Annotated in this window: 18 protein-coding genes; 8 read left to right on the top strand and 10 right to left on the bottom strand. The window is 70.6% G+C overall.

What is annotated here, in order from left to right:
* Window positions 1-9 precede the first annotated feature (9 nt).
* From cydD to hisC, 4 genes are all read right to left on the bottom strand, one after another.
* A complete protein-coding gene (cydD, locus tag V9U70_RS24805) occupies window positions 10-3,528 on the bottom strand; it encodes a thiol reductant ABC exporter subunit CydD (protein ID WP_336678678.1) in 3,519 nt (1,172 codons plus the stop codon).
* Window positions 3,529-3,622: 94 nt separating this feature from the next.
* The gene (gene cydB / locus V9U70_RS24800) at window positions 3,623-4,624 is read right to left on the bottom strand and encodes a cytochrome d ubiquinol oxidase subunit II (RefSeq protein ID WP_336678677.1); all 1,002 of its coding nucleotides are present in this window, start codon (window positions 4,622-4,624) and stop codon (window positions 3,623-3,625) included.
* A 16-nt stretch (window positions 4,625-4,640) separates the two neighbouring features.
* On the bottom strand, window positions 4,641-6,152 hold the full coding sequence (locus V9U70_RS24795) for a cytochrome ubiquinol oxidase subunit I (protein ID WP_336678676.1): 1,512 nt from the start codon (window positions 6,150-6,152) through the stop codon (window positions 4,641-4,643).
* A gap of 277 nt (window positions 6,153-6,429) precedes the next feature.
* On the bottom strand, window positions 6,430-7,509 hold the full coding sequence (gene hisC / locus V9U70_RS24790) for a histidinol-phosphate transaminase (RefSeq protein WP_336678674.1): 1,080 nt from the start codon (window positions 7,507-7,509) through the stop codon (window positions 6,430-6,432).
* Window positions 7,510-7,914: 405 nt separating this feature from the next.
* Between hisC and V9U70_RS24785 the strand changes: the two genes are divergently transcribed.
* Both V9U70_RS24785 and V9U70_RS24780 read left to right on the top strand, forming a co-directional pair.
* Window positions 7,915-9,027 (top strand): LacI family DNA-binding transcriptional regulator, encoded by a 1,113-nt coding sequence (locus V9U70_RS24785; RefSeq protein ID WP_336678673.1) that lies wholly within the window; start codon window positions 7,915-7,917, stop codon window positions 9,025-9,027.
* Between the two features lie 174 nt (window positions 9,028-9,201).
* Window positions 9,202-10,347: a metallophosphoesterase gene (locus V9U70_RS24780; protein WP_336678671.1), complete on the top strand. Its 1,146-nt coding sequence runs from the start codon at window positions 9,202-9,204 to the stop codon at window positions 10,345-10,347.
* Window positions 10,348-10,595: 248 nt separating this feature from the next.
* Here V9U70_RS24780 and V9U70_RS24775 read toward each other — a convergent pair whose 3' ends face one another.
* Window positions 10,596-10,952, bottom strand: coding sequence for a DUF805 domain-containing protein (locus tag V9U70_RS24775; RefSeq protein ID WP_336678669.1), 357 nt, complete (start codon window positions 10,950-10,952; stop codon window positions 10,596-10,598).
* Between the two features lie 1,061 nt (window positions 10,953-12,013).
* Window positions 12,014-13,789, bottom strand: a complete 1,776-nt coding sequence (gene thiC / locus V9U70_RS24770) for a phosphomethylpyrimidine synthase ThiC (protein WP_336678667.1) — start codon at window positions 13,787-13,789, stop codon at window positions 12,014-12,016.
* Window positions 13,790-13,986: 197 nt separating this feature from the next.
* Here thiC and V9U70_RS24765 point away from each other — a divergent pair, with 197 nt between their 5' ends.
* Entirely contained in the window at window positions 13,987-15,333 is a 1,347-nt protein-coding gene (locus V9U70_RS24765) for a YibE/F family protein (protein ID WP_336678665.1), read from the top strand.
* Window positions 15,334-15,437: 104 nt separating this feature from the next.
* Here V9U70_RS24765 and V9U70_RS24760 read toward each other — a convergent pair whose 3' ends face one another.
* From V9U70_RS24760 to V9U70_RS24745, 4 genes are all read right to left on the bottom strand, one after another.
* Window positions 15,438-15,875: an SsgA family sporulation/cell division regulator gene (locus V9U70_RS24760; protein WP_336678664.1), complete on the bottom strand. Its 438-nt coding sequence runs from the start codon at window positions 15,873-15,875 to the stop codon at window positions 15,438-15,440.
* Window positions 15,876-15,976: 101 nt separating this feature from the next.
* Complete coding sequence (locus V9U70_RS24755) at window positions 15,977-16,747, bottom strand: IclR family transcriptional regulator (RefSeq protein ID WP_336678662.1); 771 nt, start codon at window positions 16,745-16,747, stop codon at window positions 15,977-15,979.
* A 330-nt stretch (window positions 16,748-17,077) separates the two neighbouring features.
* Entirely contained in the window at window positions 17,078-17,290 is a 213-nt protein-coding gene (locus tag V9U70_RS24750; protein ID WP_336678661.1) for a DUF5326 family protein, read from the bottom strand.
* 144 nt (window positions 17,291-17,434) lie between these two features.
* Complete coding sequence (locus tag V9U70_RS24745; RefSeq protein ID WP_336678660.1) at window positions 17,435-17,752, bottom strand: cupin domain-containing protein; 318 nt, start codon at window positions 17,750-17,752, stop codon at window positions 17,435-17,437.
* 87 nt (window positions 17,753-17,839) lie between these two features.
* Between V9U70_RS24745 and V9U70_RS24740 the strand changes: the two genes are divergently transcribed.
* The 5 genes from V9U70_RS24740 to V9U70_RS24720 all read left to right on the top strand — a co-directional run bounded on the left by V9U70_RS24740 (window position 17,840) and on the right by V9U70_RS24720 (window position 21,979).
* On the top strand, window positions 17,840-18,217 hold the full coding sequence (locus V9U70_RS24740) for a phage holin family protein (RefSeq protein WP_336678658.1): 378 nt from the start codon (window positions 17,840-17,842) through the stop codon (window positions 18,215-18,217).
* Window positions 18,218-18,278: 61 nt separating this feature from the next.
* A complete protein-coding gene (locus V9U70_RS24735; protein WP_336678656.1) occupies window positions 18,279-19,403 on the top strand; it encodes a cystathionine gamma-lyase in 1,125 nt (374 codons plus the stop codon).
* 152 nt (window positions 19,404-19,555) lie between these two features.
* Window positions 19,556-20,035, top strand: a complete 480-nt coding sequence (locus tag V9U70_RS24730; protein WP_336678655.1) for an NUDIX domain-containing protein — start codon at window positions 19,556-19,558, stop codon at window positions 20,033-20,035.
* Between the two features lie 244 nt (window positions 20,036-20,279).
* Entirely contained in the window at window positions 20,280-21,182 is a 903-nt protein-coding gene (locus V9U70_RS24725) for a GNAT family N-acetyltransferase (protein WP_336678654.1), read from the top strand.
* A 344-nt stretch (window positions 21,183-21,526) separates the two neighbouring features.
* Window positions 21,527-21,979, top strand: coding sequence for a GNAT family N-acetyltransferase (locus tag V9U70_RS24720; protein WP_336678652.1), 453 nt, complete (start codon window positions 21,527-21,529; stop codon window positions 21,977-21,979).
* Window positions 21,980-22,164: the final 185 nt, after the last annotated feature.

Here is a 22,164-nt window from a genome sequence, read left to right as displayed (position 1 = left end):
ATGCGCTGCTCAGACCCCCGCCCCCACCGTCTCCCGTTCACGCTCCAGCATGCGGCGCAACGGCCCGTCCTCGGCGGCGAGCTCCGCGTACGGCCCGCGCTGCACCACGCGGCCCGCGTCCAGCACCAGCACCTCGTCGACCGCGTCGAGACCGGTCAGTCGGTGGGTGATCAGTACGGTCGCGCACCCCTGGGTCGCGGCCAGCAGATCGGAGGTGAGGGCGTCGGCCGTCGGCAGGTCGAGGTGCTCGGCCGGCTCGTCCAGGACGAGCACGGGGAAGCCCGCGAGCAGCGCGCGGGCCAGGGCGAGCCGCTGGCGCTGGCCGCCGGAGAGCCGGGCGCCGTGCTCGCCGACCGGGGTGCCGAGCCCCTGCGGCAGGGCCAGGACCCAGTCCAGCAGCCGGGCCCGGGAGAGCGCGTCGCGCAGTTCGTCGTCGGTGGCCCCGGGGCGCGCCAGCCGCAGGTTCTCCCGAATGGAGCTGTCGAAGACGTGCGCGTCCTGGGCGCACAGTCCGACCAGTCGCCGGACGGTGTCCGACTCCAGCGAGGCCGCCTCGACCTCGCCGAGCCGGTACGTCCCCGAGGAGGCGTCCAGGAAGCGCAGGAGGACCTGGGCGAGCGTCGTCTTGCCCGAGCCGGAGGGCCCCACGACCGCGACACGCCGCCCCGCCGTCAACGTCAGGTCGAGCGACGCCAGGGCGTCGTTTCCGGCCCCCGGGTAGCGGGCGGTGAGTCCCCGCACCTCCAGCGGGAACGGGGAGGCGGGCCCCTCCGCCGGGGACGCGGGCTCCCGGACCGGCACGGGCGCGTCCAGCACCTCGAACACCCGCTCCGCGCTCCGCGCCACCCGCTGGCGGTACCGCACCGCGAGCGGCAGCCCGGCAACAGCCTCGAACGCGGCGAGCGGGGTCAGCACCACGACGGCGAGCGCGACGCCGGACAGCCGCCCGTCGCCCACCGCGGGCACCGCGACGGCCGCGGCGGCCACCACCGTGAGCCCGCAGACCAGGGCGGTCAGCCCGCCGCCGAGCGCTGTCGCCGCGGCCGCGCGGGAGGCGATCCGGGTGAGCAGCGCGTCGGCCGCCCGCAGGTGAGCCTGCCGGGCGGGCAGCGCGCCGGCCACGGTCAGTTCGGCGGTACCGCCGAGCAGATCGGTGACCCGGGTGGCCAGGGCGGCGCGGGCGGGCGCGAGCTGACGTTCGGTACGCCGGGCGCAGACGCCGCTGACCAGCGGTACGCCGACCCCGGCGGCCAGCAGCCCGGCCGCCAGGATCAGACCCGCCTCCGGGAGCAGCCACCCGGTGAACCCCACGGCCGCCGTTCCCACCGCCAGGGCGGTCCCGGCGGGCAGCAGCCAGCGCAGCCAGTAGTCCTGGAGCGCGTCCACGTCGGCGACGAGCCGGGACAGCAGATCGCCGCGGCGCGTGGTGCGCAGACCGGCGGGGGCGATGCGTTCGAGGCCCCGGTAGACGGCGACGCGCAACTCGGCGAGCAGCTTCAGTACGGCGTCGTGGGAGACCAGCCGCTCGGCGTAGCGGAACACGGCCCGGCCGATGCCGAAGGCGCGGGTCGCGGTGACCGCCATCATCAGGTAGAGGACGGGCGGCTGTTCCGAGGCCCGGGAGATCAGCCAGCCGGAGACCGCCATGAGCCCCACGGCGGACCCGGTCGCCAGGCTGCCCAGCAGCAGGGCCAGCGCCAACTGACCGCGCTGCGCCCCGGCGGACGCGCGGACCCGGGCGAGGACCCGCCCGGAGCGCGGCCCGTGCGGCGAACCGCCGGCCGCACGCGGCTCCTTCACCCGGCGGGCGTCCAGGAGCTCGCCGCCGGCGAGCGGCAGCGGGACGGCCGGGGCGGCGGCGTCCGTGGTCGGTTCCGGCCCCCCCGGTCCCGCGGGGCGCGCGTCCAGCGTCACCACGCGGTCAGCCACCGACAGCAGCGCCGGCCGGTGGACGACCAGCAGCACGGTCCGCCCGTCCGCCAGTCTGCGTACGGCGTCGACGATGCCCGCCTCGCTCTCGCCGTCGAGGCTCGCGGTGGGTTCGTCCAGCAGCAGGAGCGGTCGGTCGGCGAGGAAGGCGCGGGCGAGGGAGAGCCGTTGGCGCTGCCCGGCGGAGAGCCCCGACCCGTCCTCACCCAGCCGCGTGCGCACCCCGTCGGGCAGCGCCGCGACGAAGTCGTACGCCCCCGCGTCCCGCAGGGCCGCGAGGACCGCCTCGTCGTCGGCGCCGGGCCGGGCGAGCCGGACGTTCTCGGCGATGGTCCCCGCGAAGAGGTGAGGGTGTTGGGGGACCCAGGCGATACGGCTCCGCCAGCGTTCGAGGTCCAGGTCCGCGAGGTCCCGGCCGCCGACCCGGACGCTTCCCGCATCGGGCACGGCGAACCCGAGGACCACGTTCAGCAGCGTGGACTTGCCGACGCCGCTCGGTCCGACCAGGGCCACCGTCTCCCCCGGCTCCACGGTGAGCGACGCCGCGTCCAGCGAGGCCTCTGCGCGGCCCTCATGGCGCACGGTCACGTCCGCCAGCTCCAGACGGAGCGTCTCCGGGAGGCCCTGGCCGCCCGGGGCCGGGGGTTCCGTCTCCAGGACCGCGAAGATCTCCTCTGCGGCCGAGAGCCCCTCGGCCGCCGCGTGGTACTGCGCCCCGACCTGCCGGATCGGCAGATACGCCTCCGGGGCCAGGATCAGCACCACCAGACCGGTGTAGAGGTCGAGCTCGCCGTGGACGAGCCGCATGCCGATGGTGACGGCGACCAGGGCGACCGACAGCGTCGCCAGCAGCTCCAGAGCGAAGGACGAGAGGAAGGCGATCCGCAGGGTGCGCACGGTGGCGCGGCGGTAGTCGGAGGTGATGGTGCGGATCGACTCGGCCTGGGCCTTGGCCCGGCCGAAGACCTTCAGTGTCGGCAGTCCGGCGACGACGTCGAGGAAGTGTCCGGACAGCCGGGACAGGAGGTGCCACTGCCGGTCCATCCGGGACTGGGTGGCCCAGCCGATGAGGATCATGAAGAGCGGGATGAGCGGCAGTGTGACGACGATGATCGCCGCCGAGACCCAGTCCTCGGTGACGATCCGGGCGAGCACCGCCACCGGGACGACGACCGCGAGCCCCAGCTGAGGCAGGTACCGGGCGAAGTAGTCGTCGAGCGCGTCGACCCCGCGGGTCGCCAGGGCGACGAGCGACCCGGTGCGCTGCCCGCCCAGCCAGCCGGGCCCCAGCCGGGCGGCCCGCTCCAGGAGCCGGCCGCGCAGTTCGGACTTGACGGCCGCGCTCGCCCGGTGGGCCGCCAGCTCGGTGAGCCAGGCGACCAGGGCCCGCCCGAGGGCGACCGCGGCGAGCAGGAGCAGGGGGGTGCGCAGCGCGGCGACCGTGAGGCCGCCCTCGAACCCGCCCACCACCACCTCGGCGATGAGCATCGCCTGAGCGATCACCAGCAGGGCGCCGACCAGGCCGAGAGCCACCACGGCCGCCAGGAAGAGGCGGGTGGCCCGTGCGTAGCGGAGCAGGCGCGGATCGATCGGTTTCACGTGAAACATCCCCCCGGCGGGGTCGGTGAGCTCTGCGGGATCGGTGTCCGCCCCGGTCCCGCACAGGGCGCGGGGCCGAAGCGGTCCACCGGACTCAGTGCGCGTCGGCGATGTGCTGGGTGCCGATGCGCTTGCGGAAGACCCAGTAGGTCCAGCTCTGGTAGAGCAGCACGACGGGCGTGGCGATGCCCGCGCACCAGGTCATGATCGTGAGCGTGTACGGGCTCGACGAGGCGTTGGTGACCGTGAGGTTCCATGCGTCGTTCAGCGAGGACGGCATGACGTCCGGGAAGAGCGTGAGGAAGAGCATCGCCACCGCGGCCGCGATCGTCACCCCGGAAAGCCCGAACGACCAGCCCTCGCGGCCCTTGGCGACGGCCCCGATCGCCGCCACGAGCGACACCGCCGCCACGATCAGGGCCACCAGGCTCCACCCGTCGCCGTTGTCGGCCTGGGTCCAGAGGAGGAAGCCCAGCGCCAGCACCGCGGTCACCGGTCCCAGCTTCAGCGCCAGGGCGCGTGCCCGGACCCGGATGTCGCCGGCCGTCTTGAGACCGGCGAAGACCGTGCCGTGGAAGGTGAACAGGGAGAGCGTGACGAGGCCGCCGAGGAGCGCGTACGGGTTCAGCAGGTCGAGGACGTTCCCGGTGTACTCCATGTCCGCGTCGATCTTCACGCCGCGCACGATGTTCCCGAACGCCACGCCCCACAGGACGGCGGGGACGAGGGAGGTCCAGAAGATCGCGGTTTCCCAGTTCGCCTGCCACCGCTCCTCGGCCCGCTTGGCGCGGTACTCGAAGGCGACGCCGCGCACGATCAGGCAGAACAGGATGATCAGCAGGGGTAGGTAGAACCCGGAGAAGAGGGTGGCGTACCACTCGGGGAAGGCGGCGAAGGTCGCACCGCCCGCGGTCAGCAGCCACACCTCGTTGCCGTCCCACACAGGGCCGATCGTGTTGATCAGGACCCGCCGCTCCTTGCGGTCGCGGGCCAGCAGCCTGGTGAGGACGCCGATGCCGAAGTCGAATCCCTCCAGGAAGAAGTAGCCGGTCCACAGGACCGCTATGAGCACGAACCAGACGTCGTGGAGTTCCATCTCTCAGCTCCTGCGCTCAGTACGAGAAGGCCATGGGCCGGTCGGCGTCTTCTTCGTCGTGGCCGCCGATCTTCGTGGGCGGGTCGAGGTCGGCCGCGGTGAGTTCGGGCGGCCCGGCCTTGATGTACTTCACGAGCAGCTTCACCTCGATCACGGCGAGGACCGCGTAGAGCAGGGTGAAGACGATCATCGAGGTGAGGATCTCGCCTTGGGAGACACCGGGGGAGACGCCCGAGCGGGTCTGGAGCACTCCGTAGACCACCCACGGCTGGCGGCCCATCTCGGTGAAGATCCAGCCCCAGGAGTTGGCGATCAGCGGGAAGAGCAGCGTCCAGAGCGCGACGACCCAGTACAGCTTGGTGAGGCGCGGACTCAGCGCCTTGTTCCGGAAGAGGACCAGGTTCGGCACGTCGTTCTCACCGGTCCGCAGCGCCGGTGGCAGCAGGAACTTCCGCCGGGTCAGCCAGAGCCCCAGCAGGCCGAGGCCGAAGGAGGCCATGCCGAAGCCGATCATCCACCGGAAGCTCCAGAACGCGACCGGGATGTTGGGGCGGTAGTCGCCGGGCCCGTACTTCTCCTGCGCGGCCTCGTTGACGTCGTTGATGCCGGGTACGTACGAGTCGGCGTCGTTGTTGGCGAGGAAGGACAGCACGCCGGGGAGGGATATCTCCACCGAGTTGTGGCCCTCGCTGACGTCCCCGTAGGCGAAGATCGAGAACGGCGCGCCGTTCTCCCCGTCCCACAGCGCTTCGGCGGCGGCCATCTTCATCGGCTGCTGCCGGAACATGACCTTGGCCAGGCTGTCCCCGCTGACGGCGGTGAGCATGCCCGCGATCACGACGGTGACCAGCCCCAGGCGCAGCGAGGTACGCATCACCGGGATGTGCTTCCGGCGCGCCAGGTGGAACGCCGCGATGCCGACCATGAAGGCCCCGCCGACCAGGAAGGCCGCCGTGATGGTGTGGAAGAACTGGGTCACCGCCGTGTCCTGGGTGAGCACCCGCCAGAAGTCGGTGAGCTCGGCGCGGCCGCGTTCCTCGTTGATCCGGTAGCCGACCGGATGCTGCATCCAGGAGTTGGCCGCCAGGATGAAGTAGGCGGAGAGGACGGTACCGAGCGAGACCATCCACATGCAGGCGAGGTGGATCTTCTTCGGCAGTTTGTCCCAGCCGAAGATCCACAGCCCGATGAAGGTGGACTCGAAGAAGAAGGCGATGAGCGCTTCGAAGGCGAGCGGAGCGCCGAAGACGTCACCGACGAAGCGCGAGTAGTCCGACCAGTTCATGCCGAACTGGAACTCCTGGACGATGCCCGTGACGACGCCCATGGCGATGTTGATCAGGAACAGCTTGCCCCAGAACTTGGTCGCCCTGAGGTACTTCTCGTTCTCTGTCCGCACCCAGGCGGTCTGCAGGCCCGCGGTGAGCGCGGCGAGCGAGATCGTCAACGGGACGAAGAGGAAGTGGTAGACGGTGGTGATGCCGAACTGCCATCGCGCCAGGGTCTCCGGCGCCAGAGCGAGGTCCACGTCGTCAGTCTCCTTACATCGCCGTGGTCACACCGGCTTCGCCCCTTTGATCCGCCTGATTACAGGAGAAAGCGGGGCACGCTTGTGAACGCGTTCACATTCACAAGCAATTATGGCGCACACACTTTCGGACCCTTCGCCGGGGGTACCCCTTTCCTTCCGGAGGCCCACGCAAAGGGCCCCGGACCTCGTCGTTCGAGGTCCGGGGCCACCGGATCGCACCCGCGTAGCGGCGGCGAGGCCACGGCGCCGCCGCCGCTACGCCACAGCGCTCGCGCTACAGCTCCGCGCGGTATGCCTCCGCCGCCTTCAGGAACAGGTCGTTGCCTTCGCTCTCGCCGATCGTGACCCGCACGCCCTCGCCCGCGAAGGGCCGCACCACGACACCGGCCCGCTCGCAGGCCGCGGCGAAGTCGAGGGTGCGCTCACCGAGCCGCAGCCAGACGAAGTTCGCCTGCGACTCCGGCACCGTCCAGCCCTGGCGCACCAGCCCCTCGCTCACCCGGGAGCGCTCGGCGACCAGCGACCCGACCCGGCCCAGCAGCTCGTCCTCGGCACGGAGCGAGGCCACCGCCGCGTCCTGGGCGACCTGGCTGACACCGAAGGGGACGGCGGTCTTCCGCAGCGCCGCGGCCACCGGCTCGTGGGCCACCGCGAAGCCGACCCGCAGCCCCGCCAGGCCGTACGCCTTGGAGAAGGTCCGCAGCACCGCCACATTGGGGCGGTCCCGGTAGATCTCGATGCCGTCCGGCACCTCGGCGTCGCGGATGAACTCCTTGTACGCCTCGTCGAGGACCACCAGCACATCGCTGGGCACCCGGTCCAGGAACCGCTCCAGCTCGGCCCGGCGCACCACCGTCCCCGTGGGGTTGTTCGGGTTGCAGACGAAGACCATCCGCGTCCGGTCGGTGATCGCCTCCGCCATCGCGTCGAGGTCGTGCACCTCCCCAGCGGTCAGCGGCACCTTGACCGACGTCGCACCGCTGACCTGCGTGATGATCGGGTACGCCTCGAAGGAGCGCCAGGCGTAGACGACCTCGTCCCCCGGCCCGGAGGTGGCTTGCAGCAGCTGCTGGGCCACGCCCACAGAACCGGTCCCGGTGGCGATGTGCGAGACGGGCACCCCGAACCGGTCGGCCAGCTCGTTCATCAGGCCGGTGCACGCCATGTCCGGGTAGCGGTTGAAGTTCTCCGCCGCGGCGAGCGCCGACTCCAGGACGCCGGGCAACGGCGGATAGGGGTTCTCGTTGGAGGACAGCTTGTACGCGACCGGTCCGCCGGCCGCCGCCGGCTTGCCCGGCACGTAGGCGGGAACGCCGTCCAGTTCCGCACGCAGCTTGGGGCTCGTCTCGCTCACCGCAGGGTCCTCCTCGACCGTCCGTTCACAGCAATACTGCTCACCTTATGAGGATTGGCCTCCGCTGCGAATGGCGCGAGCGGCATATCGACCGCAGTGCCCGGTAATGGCCCCCGCAAGGGGGCTCAAGGCCGCGCCTCCGGGGGGCGCATTTTCCTCTTCTGCCGCACGCCGGTGGCTCACTCCCTGGCGCGCGTCCCTCGAAGTGGTGAGTTGAGACCTCTTCGAGACATCGCACATTTAGCAGGCTGCCACCCACTAGCACCTGACACACTGAAGCAGAACGGTTCAACGCCCTTGCTTTACAAGGGTATTGAAGGCGAATGACCATGCAGAAACGTGCCTGCCAACTGGTGCATATGCGACCGGACCGACCACCCTTCGGGCACCTACTATCGGCTCGCCATGACAGCAGCAGGGAAGCACCAGGTGAGCCGGACGGAGACACCCCGGCGCAGCGGCCGGCCAGGACGCGCGGGAATTCGTGACGTGGCCGCCGCGGCCGGAGTCTCGATCACGACCGTCTCCGACGCGCTCAACGGCAAGGGCAGGCTCCCGGACGCCACCCGCCGCCATGTCCGCGAGGTCGCCGAGCGCCTGGGCTACCGCCCGTCCGCCGCGGCCCGAACCCTCCGTACGGGCAAGTCGGGGCTGATCGGCCTGACCGTGACCACCTACGGGGATGAACCTTTCACCTTCACCGAATTCGCGTACTTCGCGGAGATGGCGAGAGCCGCGACCTCCGCGGCGCTCGCCCGCGGCTACGCCCTCGTCATCCTTCCCGCCACCTCCCGGCACGACGTCTGGTCGAACGTCGCGCTCGACGGGACCGTCGTCATCGACCCCTCCGACCAGGACCCGGTCGTCACCGAACTCGTACGCCAGGGACTGCCCGTCGTCTCGGATGGCCGGCCGGCCGGAACGCTCCCCGTCACCGCCTGGGTGGACAACGACCACCGGGCCGCCGTGCTCGACCTTCTCGACCACCTCGCCGCCGCCGGGGCCCGCCGCATCGGACTGCTGACCGGCACCACCACCGACACCTACACCCGGCTGTCCACCACGGCCTACCTCCACTGGTGCGAGCGGGTCGGCCAGGACCCCGTCTACGAGTCCTACCCGGCCCACGACCCGTGCGCGGGCGCGGTCGCCGCCGACCGGCTGCTGGCCCGCCCGGACCGCCCCGACGCCGTCTACGGGCTCTTCGACCCCAACGGGACCGATCTCCTCGCGGCGGCCCGCCGCTACGGACTGCGGGTCCCCGAGGACCTGCTGCTGGTCTGCTGCAGCGAGTCCACGGTCTACGGAACCACCGAGCCCCCCATCACGACCCTCTCCCTGAAGCCCCGCCGCATCGGCACGGCCGTCGTCCAGCTCCTCATCGACGCCATCGAAGGCGTCGAGCACGACGGACCGGTCGAGCAGGTCATACCGACGGAGCTCATCGTCCGGACCTCCTCGCAACGCCGCCCGCCGCGCACGACCGTCAGCGCGCCACGCTCCCCCAGTAGGGACTGATCCACCCTTTTCGGACAAACCGGCCGGTGAACCACGCGTGCGCCCGGATTCACCACCCCTGGTGCGTCACACACACCGATCCGCATTCCTATGATGGGCGCACGACACCGCGGACCACCTCTACCAGGCAGGGCCCGTCAGGTGTACGGCGGCGCGACGGTGGTGGAGGGGTCGATGACTCAGGGGGCCAGTCAGGAACCCGTGGTGCGGACGGCGACGTTGCGTGACTTCCGGGTTCCGCCGTATGCGCAGACGCCCGTACCACCTCAGTCGCCCGGCGCGCCGCCGCATCCGGCGCCGCCCGAGCGGGCGCCGCTGCCTCAGACGTCCGTGCCGCCGCACACGCCAACTCCACCCCACCCTCCGCACCCCGGCAACGTCGCCCCCGACGACGAGCCGCCGGAGGGCTATACCCCGACCGAGCGGGACCTGCCCGTCATCAACCGCGGGGACACGGCCCAGGTGCGGGCCGTCCCCGAGCCGCAGGCAGGGTCAAAGGACGGACGCGGACCGCTCTTCGTCGTCGGCGACGTCCACGGCTACCTGGACGAGCTGCTGGCCGCCCTCGCCGCGCAGGGCCTCGTCGACGCCGAGGGGAACTGGGCCGCGGGCAACGCCCGGCTCTGGTTCCTCGGCGATTTCACCGACCGCGGACCGGACGGCATCGGGGTCATCGACCTCGTCATGCGGCTCTCCGCAGAGGCCGCGGCCGCCGGGGGCTACTGCAAGGCTCTGATGGGCAACCACGAACTGCTGCTGATCGGCGCCAAGCGCTTCTCCGACACTCCCGTCAACTCCGGTGCGGGCACCGCCACCTTCCAAGCGGCCTGGCTGCTCAACGGCGGCCAGAAGAGCGACATGGACCGCCTCCAGGACGTCCACCTCCAGTGGATGTCCCGGCTCGACGCGGTCGTCGAGGAGGACGGGCATCTGCTGATGCACTCCGACACGACGGCCTACCTCGACTACGGCTCCACCATCGAGGACGTCAACGACACGGTCCACGCCATTCTCACGCGTCACGACGCCGACGAGTGCTGGGACCTGTTCCGCAAGCTCACCAAGCGGTTCGCCTTCCGGGACGAAGGCGCCGAGGCGGTGCGCGAGCTGTTGGCGACCTACGGTGGGCAGCGCGTCGTCCACGGTCACAGCCCCATCCCGTACCTTCTGGGTGAAGTCGGCTCGGAGGACGGGGGCGACGGTTCCGGGCCCGTGGTCACCGGACCGCACGTGTACGCCGACGGGCTCGCGATCGCCATGGACGGCGGCGTGACCATGGCCGGAAAGCTGCTGGTCGTCCAACTGCCCCTGCATGACTGACCCCCAGCGGGGAAGGCACGCCCGACTCCACCCGCTCCCACCACGCCGGTGAGCGGACCCGGTGTTGGGACTGTCTCCGGGACTGTTGCCGGGAGCACCCTGTCACCCCGTGCCGTGAGAACTCCGCACCCGTCGGCGGAGGGCCGCCCCGCACGCGAGCGGATTCAGGGCGACGCGACACGCCACGGGCCGGGGCGGCGAGTGCCGCGCCCGGCCCGGTGGACGCTCCGGCGGACCGGAGCGGTGCTTCAGCCGGCCTGCGGAGCCAGCTTCGGGTTGGCTCCGTACTCGTTCGTCTCCGGCTTGCCCTCAGAGGCGAGGAAGACGAGCAGGATGATGCCGCCGACCAGCGGGATGAACGATATGAAGAACCACCAGCCCGAACGCCCGGTGTCGTGCAGCCGGCGCACCATGACCGCCAGCGACGGGACGATGAGCGCGACGAGGTAGATGAAGTACGGGATCTGTGTGTCGATCGCCGTGCCGATGGCCGAGAGCACCACCGCGATGATCACGTTGAAGAGGGTGAACATCCAGTACTCCTTGCGGCGCGCGCGTCCGCTGAAGCCTGCGTAGTTCTTGAGTACAGCCAGGTACCAGTTCACTGCGTTCCCTCCCCGGGCCCCCGTGCGAGGGCTACAAGATTCAGCCAGTCACGCCGGAAAGTAAGCGACAGATAAGGAAGGGGTCAAGCTGGGACGAGCCGCTGGCAGAACGTACATAGAGCCGCCACACGACTGTGTCCATACTGTCGCTTAACAAGCAGCCAAATCAGACCAGATGACAGCGGACAGCCCGAAGTCACCTATAGGGCGACGTATCTGTGGGCGGCCTCAAGGGCAGAGCTTCCCGACAACCTCCGCGGGCATGCCGACCACCGGCCTCCGGCGCCCCGGCGGAACCCCGGGGGGACCGGCCGGAGTCAGCCGCGCAGTGCCACGACGAGCCCGGTGACCGCGCAGACGGCCGAGCCCGCCAGGAGCGCCTCCGCGCCGATCGACCACGTGAACCGACGCTCCAGCCGGCCTCGTCCGCCGCTCTCCGGGTCGCACCGGTTCTGCGCCCATGCAGGCGTTTGGCATCCTCGCACACCGCGGAGAAGTCGTAGGCCAGGTCCCACGGAGCGTTCCCGAACCAGAGTGAGTCGACGGAGCCCCCTCGGTGCGTCTCCAGCACGAGACCGCCCCGGGACGACTCCCGGTGCAGTTCTGCGACCGCGGCACAGGGGACGACGGCCCGCCGGAACACGCCGAACCGCACCATCTCGCCGGGGCGCGGGACGACCCTGATGAGCGAGCACCGCCAGACCCAGGACGCTGTGGCCGGCAGCACCGCGGCGATCGTCCACCCCTTCCGGTCGGTCAGCCCGTCGTGCTCGACGACCGCGACGAAAGCGCCATCGCGGCGGTGAGGCAGGCGAAGGAGCGCAGCAGCACCACGCGCAGCCGGCGCACGAGCCCGACCTCACCCCGGCGGTTCGGCGCGTACGAGCGAAACCGCTGGACGACCCCCGTATCCGGCCCTTACCAGTGGTCCAGCCCCGCCTCCCCACGCCCCGGTGTCACGCACAGTTCGTGCAACCGCCCAGCGGGCCGCCCCGAGCCGCGGGGCGGCGGCCCCGTCCCGGGCCCGCCGCCGCTCGCGCCCGGCCCGGGACGCGAACCGGTCAGTCCGCCAGAGGCAGGTACACCCGGTTGCCGTTCGCCGCGAACTCCTTGGACTTCGCGGCCATGCCCTCCTCGATCTCCTCCTGCGAGCCGCCGTGCTGACGGCGGATGTCCTGGGAGATCTTCATCGAACAGAACTTCGGCCCGCACATGGAGCAGAAGTGCGCTGTCTTCGCCGGCTCGGCAGGCAGCGTCTCGTCGTGGAACTCCCGGGCCGTGTCAGGGTCCAGGGCCAGGTTGAACTGGTCCTCCCAGCGGAACTCGAACCGCGCGTCGGAGAGCGCGTCGTCCCACTCCTGCGCGCCCGGGTGCCCCTTGGCGAGATCGCCCGCGTGCGCGGCGATCTTGTAGGTGATCACTCCGGTCTTGACGTCGTCCCGGTTGGGCAGCCCGAGGTGTTCCTTGGGCGTGACGTAGCAGAGCATCGCCGTGCCCCACCAGGCGATCATCGCCGCTCCGATGCCGGAGGTGATGTGGTCGTAGGCGGGCGCCACGTCCGTGGTCAGCGGGCCGAGCGTGTAGAACGGCGCCTCCTCGCAGATCTCCTGCTGGAGGTCGATGTTCTCCTTGATCTTGTGCATCGGGACGTGCCCGGGGCCCTCGATCATCGTCTGGACGCCGAACCGCTTGGCGACCGTGTTCAGCTCGCCCAGCGTGCGCAGTTCCGCGAACTGCGCCTCGTCGTTGGCGTCGGCGATCGACCCGGGGCGCAGACCGTCGCCGAGGGAGTAGGTGACGTCGTACGCCGCGAGGATCTCGCAGAGGTCCTCGAAGCGCTCGTAGAGGAACGACTCCTTGTGGTGCGCGAGGCACCAGGCCGCCATGATCGAGCCGCCTCGCGAGACGATGCCGGTCTTCCGACGGGCCGTCAGCGGGACGTACGGGAGGCGCACGCCGGCGTGCACCGTCATGTAGTCCACGCCCTGCTCGGCCTGCTCGATGACGGTGTCCTTGTAGATCTCCCAGGTCAGCTCTTCGGCCCGGCCGTCGACCTTCTCCAGGGCCTGGTAGAGCGGCACGGTGCCGATCGGCACGGGGGAGTTGCGCAGCACCCACTCGCGGGTGGTGTGGATGTTGCGCCCGGTGGACAGGTCCATGACCGTGTCGGCGCCCCACTGCGTCGCCCACGTCATCTTGTCCACCTCCTCCTCGATGGAGGAGGAGACCGCGGAGTTGCCGATGTTCGCGTTGACCTTCACCAGGAACCGCTTACCGATAATCATCGGCTCGATCTCCGGGTGGTTGACGTTGGCCGGCAGCACGGCCCGGCCCGCGGCGATCTCCTCGCGGACGACCTCCGGCTCCACGTTCTCCCGGATCGCGACGTACTCCATCTCCGGAGTGATCTCGCCGCGCCGCGCATACGCGAGCTGGGTGACGGGGCGACCGTCGCGGCTGCGGCGCGGCTGACGCGGGCGGCCCGGGAACACGGCGTCGAGGTTGCGCAGGCCGCCGCGCGGAGAGGTGTGCTTGAGGCCGTCGTCCTCGGGGCGGGCCGGGCGTCCCGCGTACTCCTCGGTGTCGCCGCGGGCGATGATCCAGTTCTCCCGCAGGGGCGCGAGGCCCCGGCGGACGTCGGTGTCGACGGAGGGGTCGGTGTACGGCCCCGACGTGTCGTACAGCGTCACGTCCTTGCCGTTGGTGAGGTGCACCTGTCGGACCGGCACCCGGAGGTCCGGGCGCGAGCCCTGGACGTATCCCTTGTGCCAGCCGATGGACTTCCCGGCCCCGTCGTTCTGCTGCGAGGCAGGCGTGCGTGCGTCCGATGTGGTCATGAGACCTACTCCCTACGCCGGCATTACCCGGTAACAGGTTCGGCGGTCGGCGCAGCGTGTCCCGTACGGATGTACGGCGGTCAGCGCCCTCTCAGCCCGGTGCTCCGAGCTCCCGCGTGTGCAAAAGGTGCCTCCACGCTAGCGTCCTTCCCGGCGAGCTGACCAGAGGGCCCTCCGGTTCTTGCGATGATCGCCCTGTGACCTCCCCCCAAAGCGACCCCGCACCCCAGCCGCCCCAGGGCCACACTCACGGCCACTCGCACAGTCACGGGCCGGCCGCCCCGGTCTCCAAGCACCTGCGCAAGGTCATCGCCGCCGTACTGATCCCGTTCGCGACAGCGGTCGTCGTCGGGCTGATCGCGTTCTGGCCGGGCGGTGCGCCCGACCACGAGCGCACCGGCGTCGGTTTCGACCGGCAGACCCAGGACGGCCGGGTCGTCCGGGTCGACAAGGTCGACTGCGCGGACGTCAACGCCGCGCAGGTCCCCCCTACCGGCGACACTTCGACCCCCTCGGGCCGCGAGGCCGTCAACGAGCAGGAGGGGGAGTGCGCGAAGGCCACGATCGAGGTGACCACCGGTGAGGACCGGGGCCGCACCTTCGTCGAGGTGGTCCAGCCGGACGCTCCCCGCCAACTGCGCGAGGGCCAGGGCGTCGTCGTGGCGTACGCCCCCGACGCCCCGCGCGACCTCCAGTACTCCGTCACCGACGTGGACCGGAAGATTCCGATGGCCCTGCTGGCCGGCATCTTCGCCCTGGCGGTGGTCCTCGTGGGCAGACTGCGCGGGCTGATGGCGCTGGTGGCGCTCTCCGTGTCGTTCGCCGTGCTGACCCTGTTCATCCTGCCGGCGATCCTGCAGGGCTCGAACCCGCTCGTGGTGGCAGTGATCGGGGCCAGTGCCATCATGCTGGGCGCGCTCTACATGTGCCATGGCGTGACGGCCCGCACCTCGGTCGCCGTCATCGGCACGCTGATCTCACTGCTGCTGATCGGGCTGCTGGGCTCCCTCTTCATCGGCTGGGCGAGCCTCAGCGGCAACACCGACGACAACACCGGCCTCATCCACGGGCTGTACCCGGACATCGACATGAGCGGTCTGCTGCTGGCCGGTGTCATCATCGGCTCGCTCGGAGTGCTCGACGATGTGACGGTCACCCAGACCTCCGCCGTCTGGGAACTTCACCAGGCCGACCCGAAAATGGGTTGGAAGGGGCTCTACCGGGCAGGTATCCGCATCGGAAGGGACCACATCGCCTCGGTGGTGAACACACTGGTGCTGGCGTACGCGGGCGCGGCGCTGCCGTTGCTGCTGCTCTTCTCCATCGCCCAGAGCAGCGTGGGGGCGGTGGCCAACAGCGAGCTGGTCGCGGAGGAGATCGTGCGGACGCTGGTCGGCTCGATCGGGCTCGTCGCATCTGTGCCGGTGACCACAGTGCTCGCGGCCCTGGTCGTCTCCGCGGACCGGCAGAAGGCCGACGGCGCGCAGGCGGCGACGGCCGCACCCACGCGGGCCGGCCGGGGCCGTCGCCGCAAGGCGGGATGACGGACCTCGGGGCCGGCCCGGGGTGCGGGGTGGCTCGGACGGAGCGACGGAGGCGTGCCGACGCGACCGGGACGGGCCGGTGGGCGGACGCCGGGCTCTCCCGGTCAGCCCGCGTTCTGCTCCTCGGCGAGAATACGTCCGAGGGCGTCCTCCAGATTTCCGTCGAAGTCACCCAGCGTGTGCTCCTGACCGAGCGGCGCCAGCTTGTCCGTCCGGTCGAGAAACGCCACCAGCGGTGCTGTGCCCGCCCGGAACAACGCCCGGTCCTCACCGACCTGGAGCCGGATATGGACGTCCGACAATCCCTCCGGCTCGGTCGGACCGATGTGAACATCTCCGTCGCCGCTCGGGCTGTTGAGCCCGTCCAACAGCAATTCCCGGCCGAACGCCCAGGTCACAGGGGCGTCGCCGGGCAGGTGGAATGTCATCCGGATGGCATACGGATCGCTGATCTCGTACCGGAGCTCCACCGGGATACGGAAGGAGAGTTCCTCGGATACGAGGAAGCTCATCATGACCTCTGCTTGAACCGACTCGCGCATCGTTCAACCCCGCAGTAGATGAAACTGGCCAGGAATGATCCCCCATGGCCCCATTGACGCCATCGTGGTGCACGCGATAGCAGATCACAAGGAGTGATTTTTCAGATACTGATAGAGAACACGAACGAACGCAAGAGGCTGGCGACTTCGCCACGTAACTGTTCGACTGCGGGGAGCAACTGTTCCTGGCGGTCCAGGGGTACGGAAATGGCCATGGCGGCAATGGTGGCACCGGCCATGACGGGAATCGCGGCGCAAACGGTCCCCAGTGCGTATTCCTGGTGTTCGATGACCGGTTCACCTCTCCGGAGTGACCGCAATCGCTCAAGAAAGGTCGCGCGATCTCGCACTGAGTAACGAGTGAGGGGCCGAACGGGGTGCCGGTCGAGGTGGTCCTCCCGGGCCCTCTCATCGAGTTGGGCGAGCAGGCACTGACCGATCGCGTGGGCGTGACCGGTCTCCCGGAACGAGGCCCACTCCTCGACCGCCGGGGTGTCGGGGGCGTCCGCGACCCCGATGAGTTCGATCTCGCCGTCGCAGTAGACGGCGCAGTAGACCGGAGCCCCGATGGCGTCCCGCCAGTGGCCGAGGGAGTCGGCGACGGAAGCGGGCCGGCCCCTGCTCCCCGGGGCCGCGGTCAGGTTCTCGGCGGCCGCGCCGAAGTGGAAGACGCCGTTCTCCCGGCGGAGATAACCCTCGTGGGTGAGCGTGCGCAGCAAGTGGTACGCCGTCGGCAGCGGAAGTCCTGCCTCACGTGCGAGTTGCTTGGCGGGCGCCCCGTCCCGATGGGTGCCCACAGCCTCCAGCAGCCTCAACGCCCGCTGAACCGAACCGATCAACGTCGGGACAGCGGTGCTCGATGCCGTGGTCAAAGGTCACCCCCAGGCATGGTGACGGGCCATCAGCCCTCCCGTGGGGGCCGCCCCCACGGGCCTGCCGCGATCCCGGGGACCGGAGGGAACCGGAGCACCGGGCCCACGACCGGTGAGGACCGGGCCGGGCGTCGGTGATCGGAGGGCGACGACCGGACTGTCGTCCCCACCACTGACCGTTCGGTCAGCTCGGTGACAGAAGGTCACATTCCGGATGGCGGCAGCGGTATGCACTGTATCGGCCGCTTCCGGCAGACGGGTGGTTTCCTCCGGGACTTAGCTCGGCTGGGCTAATCCTCCCGCTTCCCGCACCGGTCCCCCGGGGGTGTACTACCAGTCACCGCGCGATGACGACGACGTCATGAACTTGCGGACGACGAACACCAGCCCGCCGACCAGCACCACGAACATCAACACCTTGAACAGCAGGCCGATCACGAAGCCGACCACACTGGCGATCAGACCGCCGAACACGAAGAGCGCCATGACCGGCACCGCGATCCACTTCACCCACCAGGGCATTCCTGCGAATATCTCCCGCACGGCCATCGCCTTTACCTCGTCTCTCTGGGTTCCTGCCTCGATGCTAAGCGCGCGGGGGCGCCCGGCGGGGGCTCCGCAGCCCTTGGAGACCCCTGATCGAGCCCCTAGGGACCCTGCCACCGCGAGCGCGACCGGGCGGCGGCCTCAGCCTTCCGGCGGCGAGAAGACGACCATCACTCTCAGGTCCTCGGTGATGTGGTGGAACTTGTGGGCCACACCCGCGGGCACGTACACGACGCTCCCCCTGCCGACCTGAGTCGTCTCCGTCCCCACGGTGATCGACGCGCGGCCGCTGACGACGAGGTAGACCTCGTCCTGCCGGTGCGGCTGCTGCGGGTCGAGCGCTCCGGCGTCCAGGGCGTACAGACCGACGGACATGTTGCGTTCCCGCACGAACTGCAGATACGCGCCGTCGTTGGCCGCCCGCTCCGCTTCCAGCTCGTCCAGTCTGAATGCCTTCATGGCCCGTCCGCCCCTTGTCGCCCACGCTGCCGGTTGTGCCGTCGCCGCCGGTGTCCAGCGCCGACCGTGTCTGCCACGATCAGACACATGAAGAATTTCGTAGTCAAGACGATCGCCAACGCGGGGGCGCTGGCCGTGGCCATCTGGTTGATCGGCGACATCACCCTGGAGGGCGGCAGCACCGGCCGCAAGGCTCTCACCGTGATCCTGGTCGCGCTGATCTTCGGTCTGGTGAACTTCCTGGTGAAGCCGGTGGTCCAGCTGCTGACCTTCCCGTTGTTCATCCTGACGCTCGGGCTGATCACCCTGGTGGTCAACGCCCTGATGCTGCTGCTGACGTCCTGGCTGGCCAGCGTCTTCGATCTCAGCTTCCACGTCGAGGGCTTCTGGACGGCGGTGCTCGGCGGCCTCATCATCTCGGTCGTGTCCTGGGCGCTCAATGTCGTCCTGCCCGACGAGAACTGATCCTGGCCCCCGCAGTACACGGCCCGGACCTGCCGGGCCGTCCGACCACGTACGGAGCAGCATGAGCACCCTGGGCGACGGAACACGCGCGGTACGCGCCGGACTTCCCGCACCGGAGCAGTTCGAACCCACCCTGCCCGGCCCGGTCTTCGCCGCGCATTTCCACCTCTCCGGTGAACCGGTGGGCCCCTATACCTACGGCCGGGAGACCAACCCGACCTGGACCCATCTGGAGGAGGCCGTCGGAGAGCTGGAAGCACCCGGCGTCCAGGTGAGCACAACGGTGTTCGCCTCGGGCATGGCGGCGATCACCGCGGTACTGCTGTCCCAGGTCCGCACCGGCGACGCCGTGGTCCTGCCGGACGACGGCTACCAGGCACTGCCGCTCGTACGGGAGCAACTCGCGGCGTACGGCGTCGAGGTCCGGACCGCACCGACCGGAGGGGACGCCCAGGCGGACCTGCTGGAGGGGGCGAAGCTGCTCTGGATCGAGAGCCCGTCCAATCCGGGGCTTGACGTCTGTGACATCCGGCGGCTGGTGTCGGCCGCGCACGCGGCGGGTGCTCTGGTAGCCGTCGACAACACTCTGGCCACACCGATCGGCCAGCGTCCGCTGGAGCTGGGAGCCGATTTCTCGGTCGCCAGTGACACCAAGGGCATGACCGGACACGGTGACATCCTGCTCGGCCATGTGAGCTGCCGCGATCCCCGGCTGACGGACGACGTCCGGCGTTGGCGCAAGGTCGTCGGCGCGATTCCGGGCCCCATGGAGGCCTGGCTCGCGCACCGCTCGCTGGCCACGCTGGCCCTGCGCATCGACCGCCAGTGCGCCACCGCCCTCGCTGTCGCCGAGGCGCTGGCCCTGCGGCCCGAGGTCACCGGGCTGCGGTACCCGGGGCTGTCCACCGACCCGTCCTACGCCACGGCCGAGCGACAGATGCGCCGGTTCGGTTCGGTGGTCTCCTTCGAGCTGGCCGACCGGGAGAAGGCCGAGAGCTTCCTGTCCGCCCTGCGCCTGGTCGACGACGCGACGAGCTTCGGCGGCGTCCGCTCCACCGCCGAGCGGCGGGGCCGCTGGGGCGGTGACGCCGTGGCAGAGGGCTTCATCCGCTTCTCGGTCGGTGCGGAGGACCCCGAGGACCTGCTGGCCGACATCGGGCAGGCGCTGGACGCGGCTCACCGGTAGGACGGGAGCGCACCGCTACGAGCCCGTGCGGGGCGGCTCTCTCCCCTCCTCCCGCCCGCACGGACCCCACGGGCCTCGACGCGCTGCCGTCGACCGATGACCCGGTGTGCCGAGGGCGTTTCAGACTGTGCTTCACGGGCCACTCTCTTGCCATGACCGAACGTCCTGTGGTCAAGCGCACCGCACGCGCCATCCTGCTCGACGGGGACGATCTCGTCCTCATCAAGCGCACGAAGCCGGGGGTCGACCCGTACTGGGTGACGCCCGGCGGCGGGGTCGAACCGGAGGACGCCACCGTCGTCGACGCCCTGCACCGAGAGATCGACGAGGAACTCGGCGCCAAGATCATCGATGTCGTTCCGTGCTTCGTCGACACCGTCGAACACATCACGGACGACGGCGTGACGGGGGTGAAGGTCCAGCATTTCTTCGTCTGCCGACTGGCGGCGATGGACGCCTCCCTGCGCCACGGTCCGGAGGTCGACAAGCCCTGCGGGAAGTACGAGATCGTCCGGGTGCCGTTCAGCCGGGTGGGGATCGCGGCCGTGCACCTCGTACCGCTGTCCCTGCGCCACTACCTGGACGGCAACATCGAGGGCGTACGAGCGATGCACGCGCCCGACCTGGGCTGACGCACACGGGGGCCGGGTGCCGGGTCCCCGCCCGGTGCGCGCTCCCCGGACGGCGCCCGCGAACGCTCCCGACGACGGCCGGCCCAGAGACCTCGTTCGGGGTCGTGTTTCACGTGAAACAGCTGGCCCGCCCCGGAGGTCGAGCGCTTCTGATCGCTCAGGACACCGCTGCGGGGGCTGCGGTTCTCGGCCAGTTCCGCCAAATCGGTGGACGGGCGATCATCCCGTCGGACAGCCTGGCCCCATGCGCAGCCCCTCTCCCCGCCTCTCCGTCGACCTGCCCATCAGACGCCTGCACCGAGGAGATCTGGTCGCCTGCGCCGATCTCTGCGAGGACCGCGGCTGGCCACGCGACGAGCGCCGGTGGGGGCTGCTCCTCTCGGCGGGCACGGGGTTAGGGATCGACGCCCCGGACGGCGCGGGGCTGGCGGGAACCTGTCTGCTGACCTCGTACGAGCCGGGCCCGGCCGCCGTCGGCATGCTGCTCGTCGCCGGACGCTACGCGGGCCGGGGGCTCGCCCGGCAGCTCATGCGGCAGGTGATGGAGGCAGCGGGCGACACACCGCTGTTCCTGTACGCCACCGCGCAGGGACAGCCGCTGTACGACAAGCTGGGCTTCACCGTCGTGGGCCGGGCCGACCGGGTCGGTGGCCGCTTCCATGCCGTCGGCGGCAGCGCTTCCACACCCGGGGCAGCTGCCGCCTCCCCGCCCCGGTCCGTGACCACGCGCCCGGCGGCGGCGGACGATCTGCAGGCCATGGTCAGGCTCGACCTGTCCGTGTTCGGCGCGGACCGGACCCATCTGCTCGCCCGCTTGCCGGCCTTCTCCGACCGGCTCCAGGTCGCTGAGGAGCATGGCGCGCTGATCGGTTACGCGGCGCTCTGGCCGAGCGGCCAGGACCATGTGATCGGCCCCTTGATCGCGCGCGACACGGCCACCGCGCAGGCGCTCGTCAGCTCTCTGGCCGCGACGACGGACCGGCCTCTGCGTGCCGATGTCGACGCCCGGCACGTGGAGTTGCTCGACTGGCTGGCGGACCGCGGGCTGAAGCCCACCTCCTGGAACACCGCGATGACGTACGGCATCCCGGACCTCCCGGGCGACACCGGTCGGCGGTTCGCTCCTCTCACCATCGCGGCAGGCTGACGCCGCACGGCCGCACGGCCGCACCTGTGCCGTCGCCACCCCCTGGCCAGCAGGACCTCAGCGCGGGGTCGCGACGGTCACCGGCTCCCCCGCGCTCACCGAGGCGGGCCGATCCGGGGCGGCCGCATCACGGGGACGAGCTGGCACGTACCGATCGGCGAGGCATCTGCCCCGGCCTCACCGAGGCCGGGCGCACCTTGCTCGAAGCGGCCCGGCCGAGCCGGGGCAGCGCCCGCGAGCGGCCCTGGACGAAGCGGAGCGGAACCCGGACACGCCCTCTGGGCAGGACGGTCGAAGAGCTCAAGGCCCCGGGGCGCTGGGGCCGCCGCCTTAGGATGCCGCTCATGAGTGATCTTGAAATACGCCCGGTGACCCAGGACGACCTGCCGGCAGTGGTCGCCATGCTCGCCGACGACCCGCTCGGCGCTCAGCGCGAGTCCCCGGACGACCTCGGGCCGTACCGAGCGGCCTTCCAACGGGTGGCCGACGACCCGAACCAACACGTCGTCGTAGCAGTGCGCGAGGGCCGCGTGGTCGGGACCCTCCAACTGACCGTCGTCCCGGGTCTGTCCCGCCGCGGCACGACCCGCTCGATCATCGAAAGCGTCCGCGTCCACGGCGACGAACGCGGAAACGGCCTCGGCACCCGGCTCATCCAATGGGCGGTGGACGAGTCCCGTCGCCAGGACTGCCGACTGGTGCAGCTGACCTCCGACATCACCCGTGAGGACGCGCACCGCTTCTACGAGCGGCTCGGCTTCACCGCCAGCCATGTGGGCTTCAAACTCGCCCTGTGAGAGGGCGGGGCCTCCAACAGGGGGGCCGTCCCGCCGAGTGGCTGCACACGTCACGCACACCTGAGCGGGAGGCCTCATGACGGGGGTCAGCAACGCCGGTGGTACATGCGGCCGAAGTAGCCTCACCCCCTCGCTCAGCCCTGCGGGCGGGCTCGGTGGCGCGGCTGCCCCGGTGGAGCGTCGTC

It is taken from the genome of Streptomyces pratensis, from assembly GCF_037137275.1.
GTDB lineage: Bacteria > Actinomycetota > Actinomycetes > Streptomycetales > Streptomycetaceae > Streptomyces > Streptomyces pratensis_B.
This window is presented reverse-complemented; position numbering and strand designations above follow the sequence as displayed.

What these genes read in the sequence shown, in the direction of transcription:
- V9U70_RS24720 (WP_336678652.1), top strand. Translation starts at nt 21,527, where the DNA reads ATGAGTGATCTTGAAATACGCCCGGTGACCCAGGACGACCTGCCGGCA.
- V9U70_RS24725 (WP_336678654.1), top strand. Translation starts at nt 20,280, where the DNA reads ATGCGCAGCCCCTCTCCCCGCCTCTCCGTCGACCTGCCCATCAGACGC.
- V9U70_RS24740 (WP_336678658.1), top strand. Translation starts at nt 17,840, where the DNA reads ATGAAGAATTTCGTAGTCAAGACGATCGCCAACGCGGGGGCGCTGGCC.
- V9U70_RS24730 (WP_336678655.1), top strand. Translation starts at nt 19,556, where the DNA reads ATGACCGAACGTCCTGTGGTCAAGCGCACCGCACGCGCCATCCTGCTC.
- V9U70_RS24760 (WP_336678664.1), bottom strand. Translation starts at nt 15,875, where the DNA reads ATGCGCGAGTCGGTTCAAGCAGAGGTCATGATGAGCTTCCTCGTATCC.
- V9U70_RS24735 (WP_336678656.1), top strand. Translation starts at nt 18,279, where the DNA reads ATGAGCACCCTGGGCGACGGAACACGCGCGGTACGCGCCGGACTTCCC.
- V9U70_RS24745 (WP_336678660.1), bottom strand. Translation starts at nt 17,752, where the DNA reads ATGAAGGCATTCAGACTGGACGAGCTGGAAGCGGAGCGGGCGGCCAAC.
- cydB (WP_336678677.1), bottom strand. Translation starts at nt 4,624, where the DNA reads ATGGAACTCCACGACGTCTGGTTCGTGCTCATAGCGGTCCTGTGGACC.
- V9U70_RS24785 (WP_336678673.1), top strand. Translation starts at nt 7,915, where the DNA reads ATGACAGCAGCAGGGAAGCACCAGGTGAGCCGGACGGAGACACCCCGG.
- thiC (WP_336678667.1), bottom strand. Translation starts at nt 13,789, where the DNA reads ATGACCACATCGGACGCACGCACGCCTGCCTCGCAGCAGAACGACGGG.
- V9U70_RS24780 (WP_336678671.1), top strand. Translation starts at nt 9,202, where the DNA reads ATGACTCAGGGGGCCAGTCAGGAACCCGTGGTGCGGACGGCGACGTTG.